Raw genomic sequence first — 18,651 nt, forward strand, 5'->3', positions numbered from 1 at the left:
GCGCGCCCGCACCCGGGGAGACGCATGTCCACGTCCAGCACGCCGCTCGCCGCCCTCCCGTCCGCCCAGCGGCCCGCCCGCTTCCGGGGCAGGATCGGCCGGGACGCGCGCAGCGGCCACTACGCCGTGCCCCGCCGCTACCGGCTCCACCTCACGACCGCCTGTCCCGACGGCCTGCGGATAGCCGTCGGCCACAGCCTCCTCGCCCTCGACGACATCTGTCCGGTCACCTTCCTCGACGCCGTCCCCGACTGTCCCGGCGGCGGCCACTCGGCGCTGCGCCCGCTGTACGAGGCGAGCGCGCACCGCTACCCCGGACCGGCGCTCGCGCCGGTGCTCAGCGACGACTGGTCGGGCCGGATCGTCAGCACCCACGCCCCCGACATCCTGCGCGACCTCGACCGCTGCTTCGGCGACGGACGCGACCGGCTCTACCCCTGCGGCACCGAGGCCGGGATCGAGGAGATCGAGCGGCTGTGCGCGCAGGGCATCGAGGAGGCGGCGCAGCGGGCGGGCCGGGCCGGCGCGGACGCGGCCGAGCGGGCCGCGGCGCTCGACGTCCTGCTCGGCACCCTGGCCGCACTGGAACGGCGGCTCACCGGACGGGAGTTCCTGGTCGGCGGCAAACTCACCGCCGCCGACATCGAGGTGTGGGTCGCGCTGGTGCAACTCGACACCGTGCACCGCCATCACCTCGACGCCGCCGCCGTGCACCGCGTGGCCGCTCATCCGGCGCTGTGGGCGCACGCCCGGCGCCTGGCGGCCCGGCCCGCCTTCGGCGCGCACCTCGACCTGGACGGCATCGCCCGCCGTCATCACGCCCGCTGCGCCGGTCTGGAGGCGGCCGGCTCCGCCGTGCAGATCCTGGACTGGGCGCGGCATGCGGCCGGCGCCCCAAGGCCCCGGCGCGGCTGAGCGGGCCGGGGGCCGGTCCATTCAGCGGACGGGCGTTGACATACGTCGGCCCACCTGCCTTACTTACCGCTCAGCACGGTCATGAGTGTCAGCGACAAGCCCTGGCTCGCTGGCCGGCAACCCTCGCGCCGCGGTGGGGTGCCCCAGGTGACGACCGGACCGGATGACGCTTCGGTAAGCGCGAGGGCCCCGCGGGGGCCGGAAATGCGAGTGACGCGAGTGACGGACCTGTACGCAGCCGACGGGACGGCCGACGGCCGCACCCGAAGCCGCGTACATCCGTACGCGGGTCTGCTCGTCGCCGACCGCGCGGTCGACCTGCTCCGCGTGAACAGCGCACTGTGTACCGCTTCGGGCCCTGCCCGTCGCCGCGGCTGACGCCGCCTCAGGCCCCCGCGTTCCCGACGCACACCGACCGAGCGGTGTGCCGCTGCCCGCCCCTCCCCGGTCCCCGTGCCCCTCCCGTGTTGCCGCGCCGCACCCTGGCCCGCCGGCTCGACGCCGCCGGCCCAGCGCCGCCGCGGCCGACGGGTCGCGCCGCCGGCCCGGGGGTGCCCCGACCCCGCCGGAGCCCGCCATGTCCGAATCCCCGGGCGGCGCCGTGTACCTCACCGCGCCGCCACCAGCCGACACCCCGTCAAAAACCCTGTCCGCTCAGCGAGTCGTGCCGCTGCGCCGGCCCGGCCGATGGATCGCCACGGCCGTCGTGCTGGTGGTCGTGGCACAGATCGCGCACGGGCTGGCCACGAACCCCTTCTACCAGTGGGACCGCTTCCGCTACTGGTTCCTGCGCCCCACCATCCTCGACGGACTGCTCGTCACCCTCGAAGTGACCGCGCTCAGCGCCGTGCTGGGCCTGCTCGGCGGCATCCTGCTGGCCCTCGGCCGGCTCTCCGGGAGCCCCGTGCTGCGCGCCGTCAGCTGGACGTACACCTGGCTGTTCCGGTCCGTGCCGCTCATCGTCGTACTGATCTTCCTCTACAACTTCTCGGCCCTGTACCGGACGGTGAGCCTCGGCGTACCCTTCGGTCCCGCGTTCGTCACCTTCGACGAGTCGCGACTGGCCACCGACATGGTGGTCGCCGTGGTCGGGCTCGGCCTCAACGAGGCGGCGTACGCCTCGGAGGTGGTCCGCGGCGGCATCCTCTCCGTCGACCAGGGCCAGCACGAGGCCGCCGCCGCGCTCGGCCTGCCGCGGCGCTACCAGTTCACCCGGATCGTGTTCCCGCAGGCCCTCAGGTCCATCACCCCGAACTACGTCAACCAGCTCATCGGCCTGATCAAGGCCACGTCCCTGGTGTTCTACGTGTCGCTGCTCGACCTGTTCGGCTCGGTGCAGACCATGGGCAGCACCTATCCCGGTGACATCGTGCCGCTGCTGCTGGTCGCCACCGTCTGGTACCTGATCCTCACCAGTGTCGTGTCCGTCGTCCAGTTCTACGTCGAGCGGTACTTCGCCCGGGGCGCCACCCGCACCCTGCCGCCGACGCCCTGGCAGCGGGCCCGCTTGGGCCTCGGCGCACTGCGCGCCCGACTGCGCCGGGAGGCCGCCGTATGACCGCGGGCCCGCCCGCCCAGCAGGCACCCGTCGCCCTGGAGGTGCACAACGTGCACAAGTGGTACGGCGCCCACCGCGTCCTCGACGGCATCGACCTGACCGTGCGCCCCGGCGAGGTCACCGTCGTCATCGGCCCGTCCGGGTCAGGCAAGTCCACGCTGCTGCGGGTGATCAACCACCTGGAGCGGCCCGAGATCGGACACGTCAGCGTCGGCGGCGAACCGATCGGGGTCAGACGCAGCGGCAAGCGGCTGAAGGAACTGAGCGAGCGGGCCATCCTGGCCCAGCGCAGCCGGATCGGTTTCGTCTTCCAGAACTTCAACCTGTTCCCGCACCTGACCGCGCTCGACAACGTGGCCGCCGCCCCCGTGGCCACCGGGCGGCTCACCCGGCCCGCGGCCCAGGAACTCGCCCGTGACCTGCTCACCCGGGTCGGACTCGGCGACCGGACGGGCGCCTATCCGCGCCAGCTGTCCGGCGGCCAGCAGCAGCGCGTCGCGATCGCCCGCGCCCTCGCGCTGCGCCCCGGCATCATCCTGTTCGACGAGCCGACCTCGGCGCTCGACCCGGAACTCGTCGGCGAGGTGCTGTCCGTCATCAAGGACCTCGCGACCAGCGGCACCACGCTCGTCATCGTCACCCACGAGATCGGATTCGCCCGCGAGGTCGCCGACCGGATCGTCTTCATCGACGGCGGACGGATCGTCGAACAGGGCACGCCCGCCGCGGTGCTCGACCACCCACGGCACGAGCGGACCAGGGACTTCCTGAGCAAGGTCCTGTGACCACCGGCCCGTTCCCCGCACCCTCCCGCACTCCCGCGCTCCCGCTCTCTCGCAGCCACTCACACCCAGCTCACACCCAGCAAACCCCGCACCCGCTCACACCCAGCTCGCACCCAGCGACCCCGCACCCGCTCACACCCAGCTCGCACCCACCGACCCCGCACCCGCTCACACCCAGCGACGAAGGACAACCATGCCCAGCCAGCTCTCCGGACGCCGTCTGATCCGCGGCATCGCCACGGCCGCCGCCGCGGCCACCCTCGCCACCGGCCTCACCGCCTGCGGGGGCGACAGCGACGCCGCCACCACCACCGACACCGCGGGCACGGTCACGGTGGGCCGGGTGTCCAACGGCGCCGCCACACAGACCCGACTCAAGGTCTCGGAGGTGAAGTCGATCAGCGCCGAACTGCCCGAGTCCGTCCGCGGCAGCGGCACCCTGAAGATCGTCGTCGGCGCCCTGCCCGACGGCTTCCCGCCGCTCGCCTACGTCGGCTCCGACCAGAAGACCCTCACCGGCGCCGAACCCGACCTCGCCCGCCTGGTCGCCGCCGTGCTCGGGCTCGAACCGGACATATCCAACGCCACCTGGGAGAACATGTTCGTCGGCATCGACAGCGGCCGGGCCGACATCGGCTTCTCCAACATCACCGACACCGAGGAACGCAAGAAGAAGTACGACTTCGCCTCCTACCGCAAGGACAACCTCGGCTTCGAAGTGCTGAAGAAGAGCACCTGGAACTTCGACGGCGACTACCGGAACCTGGCCGGCCGGACCGTCGCCGTGGACAACGGCACCAACCAGGAGAAGATCCTCCTGGAGTGGCAGGCGAAGCTGAAAAAGGAGGGCAAGCAGCTCACCGTCAAGCACTACGCGAGCAAGAACGCCACCTCGCTCGCGCTGACCGGCGGCAAGATCGACGCCTACTTCTCCGCCAACCCCGGGATCGCCTACCACATCAGGCAGACGGCCACATCACCGAACCCGACCCGCAGCGGCGGCACCTTCTCCGGCGCGGGCGCCACCCTCCAGGGCCTGATCGCGGCGACCACGAAGAAGGGCAGCGGCCTCGCCCGGCCGGTCGCCGACGCGATCAACCACCTGATCGAGAACGGGCAGTACGCCAAGTGGCTGGCCGCCTACAACCTGTCCGACGAGGCCGTCAGCAAGGCCGAGGTCAACCCGCCCGGACTGCCCCTCGACAACTCCTGACCCGCCGCCGCGGCCACGGAACACACCGGAGGGACGGCGTGTTGTGACTGACGCCGAGATGTGCACGGCGCGGCGGCACGGCCGCCGAGACGACGGGCGGAGGTGACGGACATGATGCGGGTCCGTCGCGCCGTCCGGCTCCACTCCAGGCCGCACATCGATCTGCTGCGCGTCGCCGGCGCGCTCTGTTGTTCCTGACCCGTTGCCCCAGCCGCCACCGCCCCCCACCGCCGGGGCGGGCCGGCGATCCCGTACGGACCTCCAGGAAGGCGCCCACTCGTGTCCTCATCCTCCCCTGCCCCCCTGCACCTCGCCGTAGCACTCGACGGCACCGGCTGGCACCCCGCGTCCTGGCGGGAGCCGGTCGCCCGCCCCCGCGACCTGTTCACGGCCGGCTACTGGGCCCATCTGGTCGGCGAGGCCGAACGCGGCCTGATCGACTTCGTCACCTTCGAGGACGGCCTGGGCCCGCAGTCCTCGCGCTTGTTCGAACCGGACGAGCGCACCGACCAGGTGCGCGGCCGGCTCGACGCGGTCCTCATCGCCTCCCGCGTCGCACCGCTCACCCGCCACATAGGTCTGGTGCCGACGGTGGTGGCCACCCACACGGAGCCGTTCCATATCTCCAAGGCGATCGCCACCCTCGACTACGTCAGCACCGGCCGCGCCGGCCTGCGCGTCCAGATCACCGCACGCCCCAATGAGGCCGCCCACTTCGGCCGCCGCACCCTGCCCAGGATCGACGCCTACGACAGCCCGGCCGCCCAGGACCTGGTCACCGACCTGTTCGACGAGGCCGCCGACCACGTCGAGGTCGTCCGCAGGCTCTGGGACAGCTGGGAGGACGACGCCGAGATCCGGGACGCGGCCACCGGCCGCTTCATCGACCGGGACAAGCTGCACTACATCGACTTCGAGGGCCGGCACTTCAGCGTCAAGGGCCCGAGCATCACCCCCCGCCCGCCGCAGGGACAGCCGCTCGTCACCGCGCTGGCCCACCAGACCGTCCCCTACCGGCTCGTGGCCCGCCGGGCCGACGTCGGATACATCACCCCGCACGACCCGGAGCAGGCCCGCGCGATCGTCGCCGAGATCCGGGCCGAACAGGCGGCGGCCGGCCGCGCCGAAGAGCCCCTGCACCTCTTCGGCGACCTGCTGGTCTTCCTCGACGACGACCCCGCCGAGGCGTCGGCGCGCCGCGCCCGCCTGGACGAGAAGGCCGGTGAGCCGTACACCTCGGACGCCCGGATCTTCACCGGCACACCCACCCAACTCGCCGACCTCCTGGTCGAGTTGCGGCAGGGCGGGCTCACCGGTTTCCGGCTGCGGCCCGCCGTACTCGGCCACGACCTGCCGCGGATCACCCGGGGCCTGGTGCCCGAACTCCAGCGCCGTGGCCTGTTCCGGCGCGCCTACGAAGCAGCCACCCTGCGCGGGCTGCTCGGCCTCGCCCGTCCCGCCAATCGCTACACAGCTGTCTGAGCCGGAGGGACCGCACCGACATGAGCAAGCCGCTGAAGCAGATCCACCTGGCCGCCCACTTCCCCGGCGTCAACAACACCACCGTGTGGAGCGATCCGGCCGCCGGCAGCCACATCGAGTTCGCCTCCTTCGCGCACTTCGCGCGCACCGCCGAACGCGCCAAGTTCGACTTCCTGTTCCTCGCCGAGGGCCTCAGACTGCGCGAACAGGGCGGACGGATCTACGACCTGGACGTCGTCGGCCGGCCCGACACCTTCACCGTCCTCGCCGGGCTGGCCGCCGTCACCGAACGGCTCGGCCTGACCGGCACCATCAACTCCACCTTCAACGAGCCCTACGAGGTGGCCCGCCAGTTCGCCAGCCTCGACCACCTCTCCGGCGGCCGGGCCGCCTGGAACGTGGTCACCTCCTGGGACGCCTTCACCGGCGAGAACTTCCGCCGCGGCGGCTTCCTGCCCCAGCAGGAGCGGTACTCCCGGGCCAAGGAGTTCCTGGCCACCGCGAACGAGCTGTTCGACTCCTGGAGCGGCGACGAGATCCTGGCCGACCAGGCCACCGGCGCCTTCCTGCGCGACGCCCGGGCCGGCGCCTTCGTGCACCGGGGCCGGCACTTCGACATCCACGGCCGGTTCAACGTGCCGCGCTCCCCGCAGGGCCGACCGGTGATCTTCCAGGCCGGCGACTCCGACGAGGGCCGCGAGTTCGCCGCGGCGAGCGCCGACGCGATCTTCAGCCGGCACGCCACGCTCACGGAGGGCCAGGCGTTCTACGCCGACGTCAAGCGGCGCCTGGCCGCCCACGGCCGGCGCCGCGACCAGCTGCTCATCCTGCCCGCGGCGACCTTCGTGCTCGGCGACACCGACGCCGAGGCCGAGGACGCGGCCCGCGAGGTGCGCCGGCAGCAGGTCAGCGGCGCCACCGCGATCAAGCACCTGGAGTTCGTGTGGAACCGGGACCTGTCCGGGTACGACCCGGACGGCCCGCTGCCCGAGATCGACCCGAACGTGGACGAGGAGCACATCGCGCGGGGCCGCGCCCAGGTGCGCATGTACCGGGACCCGCTGGCCACCGCCCACGAGTGGCGGGAGCTGGCCGCCGCGCACCGGTGGTCCATCCGCGACCTGGTCATCAACACCGGCAACCGGCAGACCTTCGTCGGCTCCCCGGCCACCGTCGCCGGCGCCATCGACGCGTTCGTCCAGGCCGACGCCGCCGACGGCTTCATCCTCGTCCCGCACATCACACCGGGCGGCCTCGACGCGTTCGCCGACAGCGTCGTCCCGCTGCTCCAGGAGCGCGGCGTCTTCCGCGCCGACTACGAGGGCTCCACCCTGCGCGACCACCTCGGCCTCGCCCACCCCGACGACGCGCGGGGCGAGCGGGAACGGGCGGCCTCGTGAAGTTCCTCGCCATCACCCTGATCGCGCACCGCCCCGATCCGGTCACCGGCTTACGGAAGACGACACACGAGCGGTTCCGGGAAGTCCTCGACAACGCGCTGCTCGCCGAGGAGCTGGGCTTCGACGGCTTCGGCGTGGGGGAGCGGCACGAGCGGCCGTTCATCTCCTCCTCGCCCCCGGTCGTGCTCAGCCACATCGCCGCCCGCACCTGGCGGATCCGGCTGTTCACCGCGGTGACGACGCTGAGCCTGCTGGACCCGGTGCGCGCCTACGAGGACTACGCCACCCTCGACCATCTCGCCGACGGACGCCTCGACCTGATCATCGGCAAGGGCAACGGCGCCGCGCAGCGCGAGCTGTTCCACGTCACCCCCGAGGACCAGTGGGAGCGCAACGCCGAGAGCTACGAGGTGTTCCGGCGGATCTGGCGCGAGGACCGGGTGACCGCCAGGACCCGCTTCCGGCCCGAGCTGACGGACGCCGAGGTCTGGCCGCGCCCCTACCAGCGGCCTGTACGGGTCTGGCACGGCAGCGCCACCAGCGAGCAGAGCGTGGACCTCGCCGCCCGCTACGGCGACCCGCTGTTCTCCGCGAACGTCACCCACCCGGTGGAGCCGTACGCCGCACTGGTCCGCCACTACCGGGAACGCTGGGAGCACCACGGCCACGACCCGGCCGCGATCGCCGTCGGCGCCGGCTCGGCGGGCCTGTGCGTCGCCCGGACCACACAGGAGGCGCTCGCCGCTTACCGGCCGGTCTTCGAGAGCAACCTCGCCTTCCAGCGGGCGACCGGCCTGCCCGTGGTCTTCGAGACCCTGGAGGACTTCGCCGAGCGCAGCTCGGCGCTGATCGGCAGCCCCCAGCAGGTCATCGAGAAGGTGCACCGCTACCACGCGCGGCTCGGGCACACCGTGCAGCATGTGCCCGCGGACGCGAGCGGGCTGAGCGACACCCGGCACCGGGACTCGCTGGAGCGGTTCCAGAGCGAGGTCGCCCCGGTGCTGCGCGGGGACATCCCGGACCCGCCGTTCCCCTGGGGCCCGGCGCTCGCGCCACCGGGCCCCGCGCCCGTGCCCGACGCGCGCTGAGGGAGAGCCCGCATGCCTTCCAGCACACCCTCGGCGTCCTCGACCTGGTCCCCGTCCCCTCCGGGGCCACGGCCGGCGAGGCGCCGCGCAACTCCATCGACCTGGGCCAGCGCGCCGAACGCCTCGGCCACCACCGGTACCGGTCCGCCGAGCACCACCTCGGCCCCGGGATGGCGGGCACTTGACCGGCGGTCGTCCTCGCGCTGACGGCCGCCGCCGCCTCCACCGTCCGGCTCGGCTCGGGCGCCGTGCAGCCCGGCCGTCGCACGGCGTGGCGTGGTCGAGGACGTCACCCGCGATGTCCGGCTGAGACTCTGCTCCCCCCGAACAGTGTCTGAGCGACATCGCCCCCCGAAGGTGACGTCCTCGACCGCTCCCCCGGTGCCGGACTGTGGTCCGAGCGTCCGCGTGGCGCGGTCCTGTGCTGTCACCAGCACATGACGGCCGTCTCGCCCGTTCCCCACGTGGAGTACAGGCGGACACGGACGAAATAGCGGCGGCCCTTGACGAGCCTGACCCTGAGTACGGCGTTGTGCGGTGTGCCCCCGTCGTCCCGCCCGGCGAGGTAGCGCGGTACGCCGTCGCGTTCCTCGAAGGCGACCACGACGCCGTCCCCGTCGCCGAAGGTGCCCACCGAGTAGTCGCGTGTCTCGGGCGGATCGACGGTGAAGTCGGCCTGCCCGCCCGGCCCCAGGCCGAGCGGCACCGAGCGGAACGGCACCAGCGCGGCCGGCCGGCCGGGTCCGTCCGCGTCCGGGCCGGCCGGCGGGTACCAGCGCAGCACGAACTCCTTGTCCGCCGGGGACAGCGTGCCCGGCGGATGCAGCCCCCCGTGGTACTGCTCCGGCTCCAGGACCAGCCCCGCCCCGAACCAGAAGCCCATCACGGACTGCGGGTCCCAGACCGACCCGTTGACCTCGGCCGGGTCCAGCCGGCGCAGGATGTTGAAGAACGTCCTGTCCCGGCTCCAGTGGTTCGGCGGGCCCGCCAGCTCGGCGTACACCGCCTCGTCGTCCCAGTGGATGCCGGCCAGCGGGTTCTGGTGCTCGTGCTGCATGCCGAGCACATGCCCGATCTCATGCAGGGCCGTGACCCGCTGCCCGGGCCGGGTGAGGTCCCAGCCGAGGTTCATGGTGCGCTCGTTGAGACCGACCCCGAGAGCGTCCCGGCCCACCCGCGACCAGGAGCCGTCACCGTACTGGAACCCGATCCGCAGCTCCGCCTCGCGCCGGTCGGCGACCTCCGCGAACATCACCCCGATGCCGAGGTCCTGCCACTGGCGGAAGCACTCCCGTACGACATCGCACTGTTCCTTGGCGCCGGCCCACGGCACCCACCGGGTCTCCCCGGTCCCCGGCACGGGGATGACGGAGCCGTCGGTGTCGGCGTCGAAGAAGTAGTAGTGCAGGACCGTGCCGTTGACCCACATGCGCCGCCCCGCGACGAGCGCGCTCAGCCGCTCGGCGGCCAGCCCCGGCGCGAAGGACGGGGCAGGCTGCTGCGGCAGTGAGCAGTAGCGCTGGGTCATGCGCCAAGACTGCCGTGGCCCCGCCCGGCGCGCCTGAGTCGGGGGCTACTCAAGTCCCCCTGTATCAGGCGTGAGTACCGGGACTCACCATGACGTGACGACTTACGTACAGGACGCCAAGACCCTCGAACTGCCCTGGCCGTTCACCGGCCGCGAGGACGAACTGGAGCTGATCCGCGGGTCATTGGCCGGGGGACGGCAGGGCATCGTGGTGACCGGCCCGGCCGGCCGCGGCAAGACCCGGCTGGTCACCGAGGCCGTGCGCGGCACCGACTGCGCGCGGGTGACCGGGACGCCCGAGACCCGCTCGCTGCCCTTCGCCGCGTTCGCCCCGCTGCTGCCCGGGACCCTCTCGCTGCACCGCGCGGTGCGGTCGCTGTCCGGCACGCGCCTCCTCGTCATCGACGACGCCCAGCTGCTCGACGGGGCCTCGGCCGCCCTGGTCCATCAGCTCGCCGTGCACGGCCGCACCCGGCTGATCGTGATCGCCGACGACAGCGCCCCCGTCCCGGGCGCGGTGTCCCGGCTGTGGACGGGTGAACTCCTGCCGCGGCTGGCCCTGGAGCCGCTGCCGCACGAGGAGACGGCCCGTCTGCTCGCCCGCGGCACCGCCCTGGAACCGCTCACGGTGCGCCGGCTGCACCGGACCTGCCAGGGCGATCTGCGGCTGCTGCGCGACCTGTCGGGCGCGCTGCGCACCCAGGGGCTGCTCACCCCGGTGCCCGGCACGGACACCTGGGCCTGGCGCGGCCCGGTGCCGATGACACCCACCGTGCGCGAGCGGGCCGCCGGTGTCCTGGACCGCCGCGGTCCCGAACGCGAGGTGCTGGAACGCCTCGCCTTCGCCGAACCCCTGCCGCTGCACCCGGACGACCTCGACATCGACGCCCTCGAACGCGTCGAGGCCGACGGCCTGGTGCACGTCGACGAGCAGGGCACCGTCCGCCTCGCCCACCCGCTGCACGGCCCGGCGCTGCGCGCCCGCGCGGGACGGCTGCGGGCCCGGCGGGCGGCCCACGGCCCGCGGCACCACGGCCCGGCCCTGGCCGCCGAACAGCAGGCCCTGGCCCGGCGGATCGACGCGATGGACGTACGGGCGCTGCCGGCCCCGGTGGGGGAGTGGCTGCTCGCACAGGGGGCGGCGGTACCGGCCGGATACGCGGCGCTGCGGGCCCGGTTCGCGCGGCTGCGCGGCGAGTTGCGGGACGCGGCGGCCTGGGCGCGGGAAGGGCTGCGGGCGACGCCGGGCGACGCCGCGTGCCGCACCGAACTCGCCCTCGCCGCGGCCCAGTCGGGCGAGGCGGGCCGGACCGGCGGGGACCCGGCAGGCGGGGCGGCGGGCGGTCTGGGCCGCGGCGGCGCACCGGACCGCGCCGCCGGGCCGTCACCGGCGGACGGCACGGCGGTCTGGGCCGCGGCGGCCCGCGGCGACGTGGACGGCGCCCTACGGGCACTCGCCGGCCGCGCCGATGACGCCGATGACGCCGACGGCCGCGACGCCGCCGGTGACCCGGGCGGCCGGCAGAACACCGCGTACGCCCGCTACGACGCCGTACGCCTCGGCGCGCCCGAGCTGGCCGTCGGACGGCTGCCCGGCGACGGGGTGCTGGCCGGGCACGCCGACGCGCTCGCCCGCGGCGACGGGCCCGCTCTCGACCGGGCCGCCGCGGCGCTGGCGGAGCGCGGCTTCCTGCTGTTCGCGGCCGAGGCGTACGCCCAGGCCGTACGCGCGCACCGCGACCCCGCCGCCGCCCGCACCGCCCGCACCCGCGCGGTCGCCCTCGCCCGCCGCTGCCAGGGCGCCCGCACCCCGGCGCTGGCCGGGCTGGTGCTCGGCGAACTCACCGCCCGGCAGCGGCAGATCGTCACTCTCGCCGCCGCAGGGCTGAGCAACCGGCAGATCGCCGAACGGCTCACGCTGTCCGTGCGCACCGTCGGCAACCATCTGTACGGCGCCTACACCCGGCTGGGCGCCGGCGACCGGGGCGCGCTGCCCTGGCTGGTGGACCTGCCGGGCACGGCATCGGCCTGACACCGGCGGCGGGCTGACCCGGCGGCGGCGTGACACCGGCGGCGGGCTGACCCGGCGGCGGCCCGACATCGACAGCGGGCTGACACCGGTATCCGGCTGACACAGGTATCGGGCTGACACCGCATCGCCCCGGCACGGAGTGGGCCCGGCCGTTCGTCGCCACCGGCCATCGCCGACCCCGACCGGTTGCCGATCCGAAGCGGCCGCCGGTCGGGTCTCATGCCGCGCCGAACGCCGCGAACGCCCACCCCGTCGCCTGGTGGACCGCGTCACCCGGCAGGGCCGCCCGCGCGTCACGCAGGGCCTCGGCCAGACAGAGCCCCGCGTCGAGGCCCTTGTGCAGGGCGAGCATCAGCGGCACCACCGCCGCGTCGTTGACGGGCGCGCTGCTCGCCACCACCCCGGCCGTGCCCAGCGGGAGCAACGCGGTGACCAGGCCGAGCAGTTCGTCGGCGCCCACCGAGGCGAGCCGCGCGGTGTCACAGCTGGACAGGACGATCCGGTACGGGCTGCGGTCGAGACGTTCGAAGTCGTGCACGATCAGCGGGCCGTCGGCCATCCGCAGCGAGGAGAACATCGGGCTGTCCGCGCGGAACGTGCCGTGCGCGGCGAGGTGCGCAAGCGCCGCCCCGTCCAGTTCCCGCAGCACCCGCGGCACCCGCGCGTCCGCCTGCTCCAGGACCGTCGCCGTGCGGTACCGGCCGGCCGCCTCGGGCACTTCGGCGCCGCCGGTGGCCAGGCCGGGCCCGCGCACGAAGACCTGCCGGCCGCCCGGCGGCGCCTCGGTCTCCCGGGCCCGCAGCCAACTGCCCGCCGACGGCGAGACGCTGAGCACCCGCTCGCGCAGCGCGGGCAGCAGCGCCCACGGCACCCGGTGCAGCACCCCGGGCGGCACGATCACGACCGGGCCGCCGCCGAGCCGGCGCACGGCACCGCCCAGCAGCAGCTCCTCCAGCCGGCGGCCGGCCGCCTCCACCACCGGCAGCCGCCGCTCCGCCCCGGGATGGGCGAGCCGCCTGAGCCCCGCCTGGACGTGCTCTGCCTCGGTCAGCGCCTGCGCCAGCGCCCCGGCCTCGAACCGCCGTACCCGGCCCTGCCCGCACAGCAGCACCTGCACCCGCCCGTCCAGCACGGCGAGTTCGACCAGCGTCGTGTCACCGAGCCGCGCCAGCAGCCGGGCGGTGTCGAAGCGGCGGCCGTCGCCGGAGGCGTCGCCGCGCAGGTGATGGGTGCGCGAGCGGATCTCCCGTTCCAGGCGCCGTTGTTCCCGCTCCAGGGCGGGCACCGGGCGGCCCTCGACCCGGGCGGACTCGGCGCGGGCCGCGATCTCCCGGAACGCGGTCAGCGCGCTCAGCAGCGCCGGATCGGCGGGCGGCCGGGTCGGCGGCGCGGACAGCACCGTGGCCCGCCACCGCTCGCTCCACTCCAGCAGCCGCCGTGGACCGCCCCGGGCCAGACTGACCTGCTGGGCCAGCGCGGCCAGTTCCGCGCCCTGCGCCGTGGCCCGGGCCCGCAACTCCGAGGCGCCCAGCGTCATCCGGTGGTCGTCGAGCACGTCGAGCCCGCGCCGGCATGCCTCCAGCACACCCCGCCCGGAACCGGCCGCCCGCGCCCGCAGCGCCTGCGCCGCCCAGCCCGTCATCCGGGCCTGCGGCGGCCCCGCGTGTCTGCCGCGCGCCGCGAGCGCGAGATGCCGCTCCGCGTCCGCCGTCCAGCCCAGGCCGAGCGCGATCCGGCCCGCCAGCAAGGACGCCTCCGGCGCGGCCGGCGAGCCGAAGGACGCCAGCCGCTCGGCGACCGCGGCGGCGTCCGCGACCAGCCGCCCCGAGCCGCGCCCGGTCGCCACGCGCGCCTCGATCAGCACCAGCCGGGCGTGCGTCTCCCACCAGGCGCGCCGCTGCGCCGCGAACAGCCGTACGGCGACGGCGGCCCGGGCGATCGCCGTGTGCGCGTCGCCCGCCGAACGCGCGGCCCGGGCGGCGGCCAGCAGCAGCTCCGCCTTGCGGGTGGACTGCCCGCCGATCCCGTCGAGCGTGGCGATCGCCGCGTCCGCCTCGGCCAGCGCCTCCGGGGCCAGCCCGGCGGCCATCAGCACCTCGCAGCGGCGGATGGTGAGCATGAAGGTCGGCGTGCCCAGCTTGGCGTACCGCTCCTCGGCCTCGTCCAGCAGGCGCAGCGCGGCCGGGATGTCGCCCGACCGGAACGCGGCCAGCCCCCGGCTCTCCACGGCGTCGGCCTTGTCGTGCTCCTGCCCGGTGGTCTCCCACAGCCGCTCCGCCGCCGTGAAGTCGGCGTCCGCCCGGTCCACCGCGCCCAGCGCCAGATGCACCGTGGCCCGCAGCGTCAGCGCCCGCGCCGTCCAGATGACGTCGTCGGCCTGGCGGAGCACAAAGATCGCCCGGCGCACGTCCTCCAGCGCCTCCCGGTGGCGGCCGAGCACCCACCAGACATAGGCCCGGCGATACAGCACCCGGGCCCGGGTGTGCCCGGTACCCCGGGCCACCCCCCGCTCGAACGCCGAAAGTCCCTGCCGGGTGCGCCCGGCGTGCACCAGCGCGACCCCGAGGGTGGCGAGGACATCCGCCTCGCGCTCCGCGGACTCGGCGCGCGCCGCGAGATCACGGGCCCGCCGCAGATGGCGCAGCGCGATCCGCAGATCGCCGAAGTCCCGCTGCCAGATGCCGATCACCTGGTGTGCGACACAGGCGTGCAGCGGCGGCGGACCGGTCTTCAGCACCCGTTCCGCGCGCGCCAGGGCCTCCATGGGGTCGGCGAACACCATCGGCAGCAGTTCGAGAACCGATTCGCTTCCCGCTGTCACCCCTCGGATGGTAGTGGCCCCATGCCGCACGTCACACGGGTCCGACGCGGGGGATGACGGTATCGGCTGTATCAACCGGCGGCCCCGGGGCTCTGACTGACGACCGCCGCCCGAGTGGGAGGACCCGCCATGGCACCCCAGCGATTCCGCGAGCAGTTCGACCAGATCCAGCGCTCGATGCCCGACGTACCGCTGGCGATGGGCCCGGACGACGCCGCCGAGTTCTTCTACGAGAAGGGCGTCGTCCTCGCCCGCGACGGCGAGGAGGCGCGCCTCGTCGAGGAGAGGGTGCGCGGCCACTTCGCCGCGGCGCCCGACCTGGCCGCCGACGATGTGCGCCGCGCGGGCCCGGAGACCAACCGGACCGGCATCACCCGCATCGGGGTCGGCGACCCGGGCCGCGGGGTGCGCGACGGCGACCCGGCCGTGGCCCACGCGCTGCGCGCCCTGCGCGAGGCGGAGCAACGCCGCGGCCACCGGCTGGTCAGCCGCAACCACGTGGTCTCGATCTCGGTCAACGCCTGCCCCGGCGACGAGCCGGTGCCCGCCCCGGCCGGCGAGCCGCCCAACCCGGCCGCGGACGGCACCCCCTACGACCAGGACACGGCCGTCGGCGTCCTGGTCGTGGACACCGGCCTCATGCACGACCACCGCCGCTACCCGCCGCTCGCGCACACCGAGGGCGACGCGCAGGTCGCGGAGACCGACGAGGAGGGCGTCCTGCGGCAGTACGTCGGGCACGGCACGTTCATCGCCGGGCTGGTCGCCGCGGTCGCGCCCAACACCGACATCACCGTGCGGGGCACCCTCAACGACGCCGGGGCCGTCCTGGAGTCGGAGTTCGGGGCCAGGCTCTTCGATGCCGTCGACCGAGACGGCTGGCCGGACGTCATCAGCCTGTCCGCCGGCACCTCCAACGGCCGCACCGACGGGCTGCTCGGCGTCGAGGCGTTCATGCGCGAACTGCGCGAGCAGCAGACCCTGTTGGTCGCCGCGGCCGGCAACAACGGCAGCGCCACCCCGTTCTGGCCCGCCGCCTACGCCTCGCTGCCCGGCTACCAGGACGCCGTGCTGTCGGTCGGCGCCCTGCGTGGCGACGGCGAGCGGGGCGCCTGCTTCAGCAACCACGGCCCCTGGGTGGCGGCCTACGCGCCCGGCGAACGCCTCGTCAGCTCCCTCACCGGCTTCGAGACCCCCGTGCCGTACGTGTACCAGCACTCCACCTACGACGCCTGCCGGTACGGCTTCGGCTACGCCTGCACCTGTCAGTTCCCGCGCCACACGGGCGTGTTGAGCGAGGAGAACGAGGAGGGGGTCAGCGGCCCGAGCACGCCCGACCGGGTGACGTTCGCGGGGCTCGCGCACTGGAGCGGCACCTCGTTCGCCACCCCGCTGGCCGCCGGGCTCGTCGCCGCCCACATGAGCGCGCACAAGGAGAGCGACCCGCGCGCGGCCCGCTGGCAACTGCTCGAAGCCACCACCGCGTTCGCGGAAGTGCGCGGGGCGTACGTGCCGGCGCTTGTGCCACCCACCTGGCGCCCGGCTCCGGTTGTCCCTTCGGGCGCCGAGGCATGACGGCCGGAACCGCCCCCTCCACGGCGTACGATGACAGGCCGTACACGAGGGGTGGGGCCGTGGAGCGAGCAGAGGTCGGCGCGCTGGTCCGGGCCGCCGTCGACGGCGACGCGGGGGCCTGGAAGGCGCTGGTGGAAGGGCTGAGTCCACTGGTGTGGGCGGTGGTCAGGGCCCACCGGCTGTCCGACGCCGACGGCCACGAGGTCTACCAGACCGTGTGGTTCCGCTTCGCCCAGCACCTCGGCCGGATCCGGGAGCCGGACAAGGCCGGGTCCTGGCTCGCCAGTACGGCCCGGCACGAGTGCATCAAGGTCATCAAGAGCCTCACCCGGCTGATGCCCACGGACGACCCGCTCGTCCTGGACCGGGCGAGCGAGGACCGCACCCCGGAGCAGTTGCTGATCGACTCCGAGGACGCGGCCGCCGAGGCCGAACGGGTGCGCCGCCTGTGGCAGGAGTTCGAGGAACTGGGCGACCGCTGCCGCCGGTTGCTGCGCGTCCTGATGGCCTCGCCGCCGCCCAGCTATCTGGAGGTGTCGGCCGCCCTGGGCATCGCGGTCGGCAGCATCGGACCGCTGCGCCAGCGCTGTCTGCGCCGGCTGCGGGCCCGGCTCGACGCACGGGGGGCGGTGTGAGCGGCATGCGGGAGGAGAACGACCGGTACGACGAGAACGAGCGGCGCGGTGCGGACGGGCGGCGCGGTGAGGCCGGGCGGCGGGGTGAGGTCGAGCGCGAACTCGCCGTCGGTGCCTTCGACCGGGCCGAGTTCGACGAGGCTGACGTCGGTCCGGCCGAGTTGGGTCCGGCCGAGTTCGATTCGGCCGAGTTCGACGACGGGCTGCTGGAGGAGGAACTGCGCCAGGCGGCCGCCGTCCGGGACCCCGTCCCCACCGAGCTGCGCCAACTGGCCCTCGACGCCTACGCGTTGTACGACCTCGACGCCCGCGTCGCCGAACTGGCCTTCGACTCCCTGGTGGACGCCCTGCCCATCAGAGGTGTGACGGACGCGCCCCGCATGCTCACCTTCCACGCCGGCGACCTGACCGTCGACGTCGAGGTCACCGGGCAGGGCCTGGTGGGGCAGGTGCTGCCGCCGCAGCCGGCGCGGATCGAGGTGCTCGGTGGGCCGCAGTCGGCGGTGCCGGTCCCCGTCGACGAACTGGGCCGCTTCACCAGCGACGCGCGCCCCGCCGGCCCGTTCGCGCTGCGGCTGCGCACGGGCGGGGACGTCGTCGTCACCGAGTGGCTGCGCGCCTGAGCCGGCCCGGGCCACCGGGTGACGGGCAACGGCGAAGGGCTTCCGCCGGAGGGCCGCGGGCGTAGCGGTCAGCGGCCCGCGCCGTCCACCAGGGCGGCGAGCGCGGACGCGAGCCGGTGCAGCCCGGGCCCGGCCGGGCCGCCCGGCTCCGTCATATAGCCGTCCCTGCGGATCTCCACCATCAGCGCGCCGACCCGGGGCTGCGTCCCGTAGAACTCCAGCGGCACGTACGCCCCGGCGAACGGACTGTCCAGCCCCGTCCCGCCGCACCCGGCGAACGCCTCGCGGGCCGCCTCCACCAGCTGGGCCGGGGTGTGGAAGGCGTCGGTGCCCAGACAGACCGGCGGCCGGGGCCCGTCGCCGTGCAGCTCGTAGGGCAGCCGCTCGGTGGGATAGGAGTGCACGTCGATCACGACGGCACGGCCGGTCGCGGCGAGCCGGTTTCGTACGGCCTCGGTCATGGCCCGCGCGTACGGCCGGAAGTACCGCTCGATCAGGGGCCCCGGATCGGTGTCGGCGGGCCGCAGCGTGCCCCGCCGGGTGGTCCGGGTGTAGACGGCCCCCATGCCCGCGGACAGCATCTCCTCCCGCTCGTCGGGGAACCGCTCGGGATCGACCACCAGCCGGGACAGCCGGTTCACGAACCGCCACGGGGTGAGCCGGGCCAGCCCGGCGGCGACCTCGGCCAGCCGGGCCGTGTGCGCGTCCGTGATGTCGTCCAGCTCCCGCTCCAGCGCGGCGTCGTCCAGCACGATGCCCGCGCGCACCGCCGGAGGTATCTCCCGCGCGGAGTGCGGCACATGCAGGATCACCGGGGAGTCGGCCGCGCCGGGGTGCAGGTCGAAGGACGGTGCGGCGGCATGCATGCGGTGGCTCCCTGGGCGCGGTCGGCACTACGGCGGACGATCACCGCCCACCGTACGCGGCGCCCCGGGCACCGGCGGACACGGCTCCGCCCCGGCCGGAGGGTACGCCGGCCGGGGCGGAGCGGACGGG

At 74.5% G+C, this 18,651-nt stretch carries 15 protein-coding genes, 1 pseudogene and 1 riboswitch; of the genes and pseudogenes, 13 read left to right on the top strand and 3 right to left on the bottom strand.

Annotated elements, in window-relative coordinates; all coding sequences use genetic code 11:
- The first annotated feature begins 24 nt into the window (after positions 1-24).
- The 9 genes and pseudogenes from AC27LF_RS01280 to AC27LF_RS01320 all read left to right on the top strand — a co-directional run.
- A complete protein-coding gene (locus AC27LF_RS01280) occupies positions 25-915 on the top strand; it encodes a glutathione S-transferase C-terminal domain-containing protein (protein WP_479657900.1) in 891 nt (296 codons plus the stop codon).
- A gap of 77 nt (positions 916-992) precedes the next feature.
- Positions 993-1,102, top strand: a riboswitch (SAM riboswitch).
- Between the two features lie 390 nt (positions 1,103-1,492).
- On the top strand, positions 1,493-2,473 hold the full coding sequence (locus tag AC27LF_RS01285) for an amino acid ABC transporter permease (RefSeq protein WP_479657899.1): 981 nt from the start codon (positions 1,493-1,495) through the stop codon (positions 2,471-2,473).
- Positions 2,470-3,258 carry an amino acid ABC transporter ATP-binding protein gene (locus AC27LF_RS01290; RefSeq protein ID WP_479657898.1) on the top strand — a complete coding sequence of 263 codons (789 nt, stop codon included), beginning with the start codon at positions 2,470-2,472 and terminating at the stop codon, positions 3,256-3,258. The genes AC27LF_RS01285 and AC27LF_RS01290 overlap by 4 nt, the downstream gene beginning before the upstream one ends.
- A gap of 193 nt (positions 3,259-3,451) precedes the next feature.
- Positions 3,452-4,471 carry an ABC transporter substrate-binding protein gene (locus AC27LF_RS01295; protein WP_479657897.1) on the top strand — a complete coding sequence of 340 codons (1,020 nt, stop codon included), beginning with the start codon at positions 3,452-3,454 and terminating at the stop codon, positions 4,469-4,471.
- Positions 4,472-4,585: 114 nt separating this feature from the next.
- Positions 4,586-4,669: a putative leader peptide gene (locus AC27LF_RS01300; protein ID WP_487231262.1), complete on the top strand. Its 84-nt coding sequence runs from the start codon at positions 4,586-4,588 to the stop codon at positions 4,667-4,669.
- A gap of 81 nt (positions 4,670-4,750) precedes the next feature.
- Positions 4,751-5,953 carry an LLM class flavin-dependent oxidoreductase gene (locus tag AC27LF_RS01305; RefSeq protein ID WP_479657896.1) on the top strand — a complete coding sequence of 401 codons (1,203 nt, stop codon included), beginning with the start codon at positions 4,751-4,753 and terminating at the stop codon, positions 5,951-5,953.
- Between the two features lie 20 nt (positions 5,954-5,973).
- On the top strand, positions 5,974-7,353 hold the full coding sequence (locus AC27LF_RS01310) for an NtaA/DmoA family FMN-dependent monooxygenase (RefSeq protein ID WP_479657895.1): 1,380 nt from the start codon (positions 5,974-5,976) through the stop codon (positions 7,351-7,353).
- The gene (locus AC27LF_RS01315; RefSeq protein WP_479657894.1) at positions 7,350-8,441 is read left to right on the top strand and encodes an LLM class flavin-dependent oxidoreductase; all 1,092 of its coding nucleotides are present in this window, start codon (positions 7,350-7,352) and stop codon (positions 8,439-8,441) included. Before AC27LF_RS01310 ends, AC27LF_RS01315 begins: the two co-directional genes overlap by 4 nt.
- A pseudogene (locus AC27LF_RS01320) lies at positions 8,438-8,713 on the top strand (LLM class flavin-dependent oxidoreductase); the annotation flags it as partial. The gene AC27LF_RS01315 and the pseudogene AC27LF_RS01320, both read left to right, overlap by 4 nt.
- A gap of 155 nt (positions 8,714-8,868) precedes the next feature.
- Here the strand turns inward: AC27LF_RS01320 and absR1 are convergent.
- Entirely contained in the window at positions 8,869-9,969 is a 1,101-nt protein-coding gene (gene absR1, locus AC27LF_RS01325) for a beta-glucuronidase AbsR1 (RefSeq protein ID WP_479657893.1), read from the bottom strand.
- Between the two features lie 94 nt (positions 9,970-10,063).
- Here absR1 and AC27LF_RS01330 point away from each other — a divergent pair, with 94 nt between their 5' ends.
- Positions 10,064-12,001 carry a LuxR family transcriptional regulator AbsR2 gene (locus AC27LF_RS01330; protein WP_479657892.1) on the top strand — a complete coding sequence of 646 codons (1,938 nt, stop codon included), beginning with the start codon at positions 10,064-10,066 and terminating at the stop codon, positions 11,999-12,001.
- A gap of 217 nt (positions 12,002-12,218) precedes the next feature.
- Here AC27LF_RS01330 and AC27LF_RS01335 read toward each other — a convergent pair whose 3' ends face one another.
- Positions 12,219-14,783 (bottom strand): CHAT domain-containing protein, encoded by a 2,565-nt coding sequence (locus tag AC27LF_RS01335; RefSeq protein WP_479658006.1) that lies wholly within the window; start codon positions 14,781-14,783, stop codon positions 12,219-12,221.
- 168 nt (positions 14,784-14,951) lie between these two features.
- Here AC27LF_RS01335 and AC27LF_RS01340 point away from each other — a divergent pair, with 168 nt between their 5' ends.
- The 3 genes from AC27LF_RS01340 to AC27LF_RS01350 all read left to right on the top strand — a co-directional run bounded on the left by AC27LF_RS01340 (position 14,952) and on the right by AC27LF_RS01350 (position 17,655).
- Complete coding sequence (locus AC27LF_RS01340) at positions 14,952-16,397, top strand: S8/S53 family peptidase (protein WP_479657891.1); 1,446 nt, start codon at positions 14,952-14,954, stop codon at positions 16,395-16,397.
- Entirely contained in the window at positions 16,394-17,032 is a 639-nt protein-coding gene (locus AC27LF_RS01345) for an RNA polymerase sigma factor (RefSeq protein ID WP_479657890.1), read from the top strand. Before AC27LF_RS01340 ends, AC27LF_RS01345 begins: the two co-directional genes overlap by 4 nt.
- A 161-nt stretch (positions 17,033-17,193) precedes the next feature.
- Positions 17,194-17,655 carry a hypothetical protein gene (locus AC27LF_RS01350; protein WP_479658005.1) on the top strand — a complete coding sequence of 154 codons (462 nt, stop codon included), beginning with the start codon at positions 17,194-17,196 and terminating at the stop codon, positions 17,653-17,655.
- A 68-nt stretch (positions 17,656-17,723) separates the two neighbouring features.
- Here AC27LF_RS01350 and AC27LF_RS01355 read toward each other — a convergent pair whose 3' ends face one another.
- Positions 17,724-18,521, bottom strand: a complete 798-nt coding sequence (locus AC27LF_RS01355; protein ID WP_479657889.1) for an N-formylglutamate amidohydrolase — start codon at positions 18,519-18,521, stop codon at positions 17,724-17,726.
- Between the last annotated feature and the right edge of the window lie 130 nt (positions 18,522-18,651).

Source organism: Streptomyces diversicolor (assembly GCF_057537855.1).

Excerpts from the sequence above, each read along its gene's own strand:
- AC27LF_RS01340 (WP_479657891.1), top strand. The coding sequence starts at position 14,952 with ATGGCACCCCAGCGATTCCGCGAGCAGTTCGACCAGATCCAGCGCTCG.
- absR1 (WP_479657893.1), bottom strand. The coding sequence starts at position 9,969 with ATGACCCAGCGCTACTGCTCACTGCCGCAGCAGCCTGCCCCGTCCTTC.
- AC27LF_RS01280 (WP_479657900.1), top strand. The coding sequence starts at position 25 with ATGTCCACGTCCAGCACGCCGCTCGCCGCCCTCCCGTCCGCCCAGCGG.
- AC27LF_RS01290 (WP_479657898.1), top strand. The coding sequence starts at position 2,470 with ATGACCGCGGGCCCGCCCGCCCAGCAGGCACCCGTCGCCCTGGAGGTG.
- AC27LF_RS01295 (WP_479657897.1), top strand. The coding sequence starts at position 3,452 with ATGCCCAGCCAGCTCTCCGGACGCCGTCTGATCCGCGGCATCGCCACG.
- AC27LF_RS01345 (WP_479657890.1), top strand. The coding sequence starts at position 16,394 with ATGACGGCCGGAACCGCCCCCTCCACGGCGTACGATGACAGGCCGTAC.
- AC27LF_RS01300 (WP_487231262.1), top strand. The coding sequence starts at position 4,586 with ATGCGGGTCCGTCGCGCCGTCCGGCTCCACTCCAGGCCGCACATCGAT.
- AC27LF_RS01285 (WP_479657899.1), top strand. The coding sequence starts at position 1,493 with ATGTCCGAATCCCCGGGCGGCGCCGTGTACCTCACCGCGCCGCCACCA.
- AC27LF_RS01310 (WP_479657895.1), top strand. The coding sequence starts at position 5,974 with ATGAGCAAGCCGCTGAAGCAGATCCACCTGGCCGCCCACTTCCCCGGC.
- AC27LF_RS01335 (WP_479658006.1), bottom strand. The coding sequence starts at position 14,783 with ATGGTGTTCGCCGACCCCATGGAGGCCCTGGCGCGCGCGGAACGGGTG.
- AC27LF_RS01355 (WP_479657889.1), bottom strand. The coding sequence starts at position 18,521 with ATGCATGCCGCCGCACCGTCCTTCGACCTGCACCCCGGCGCGGCCGAC.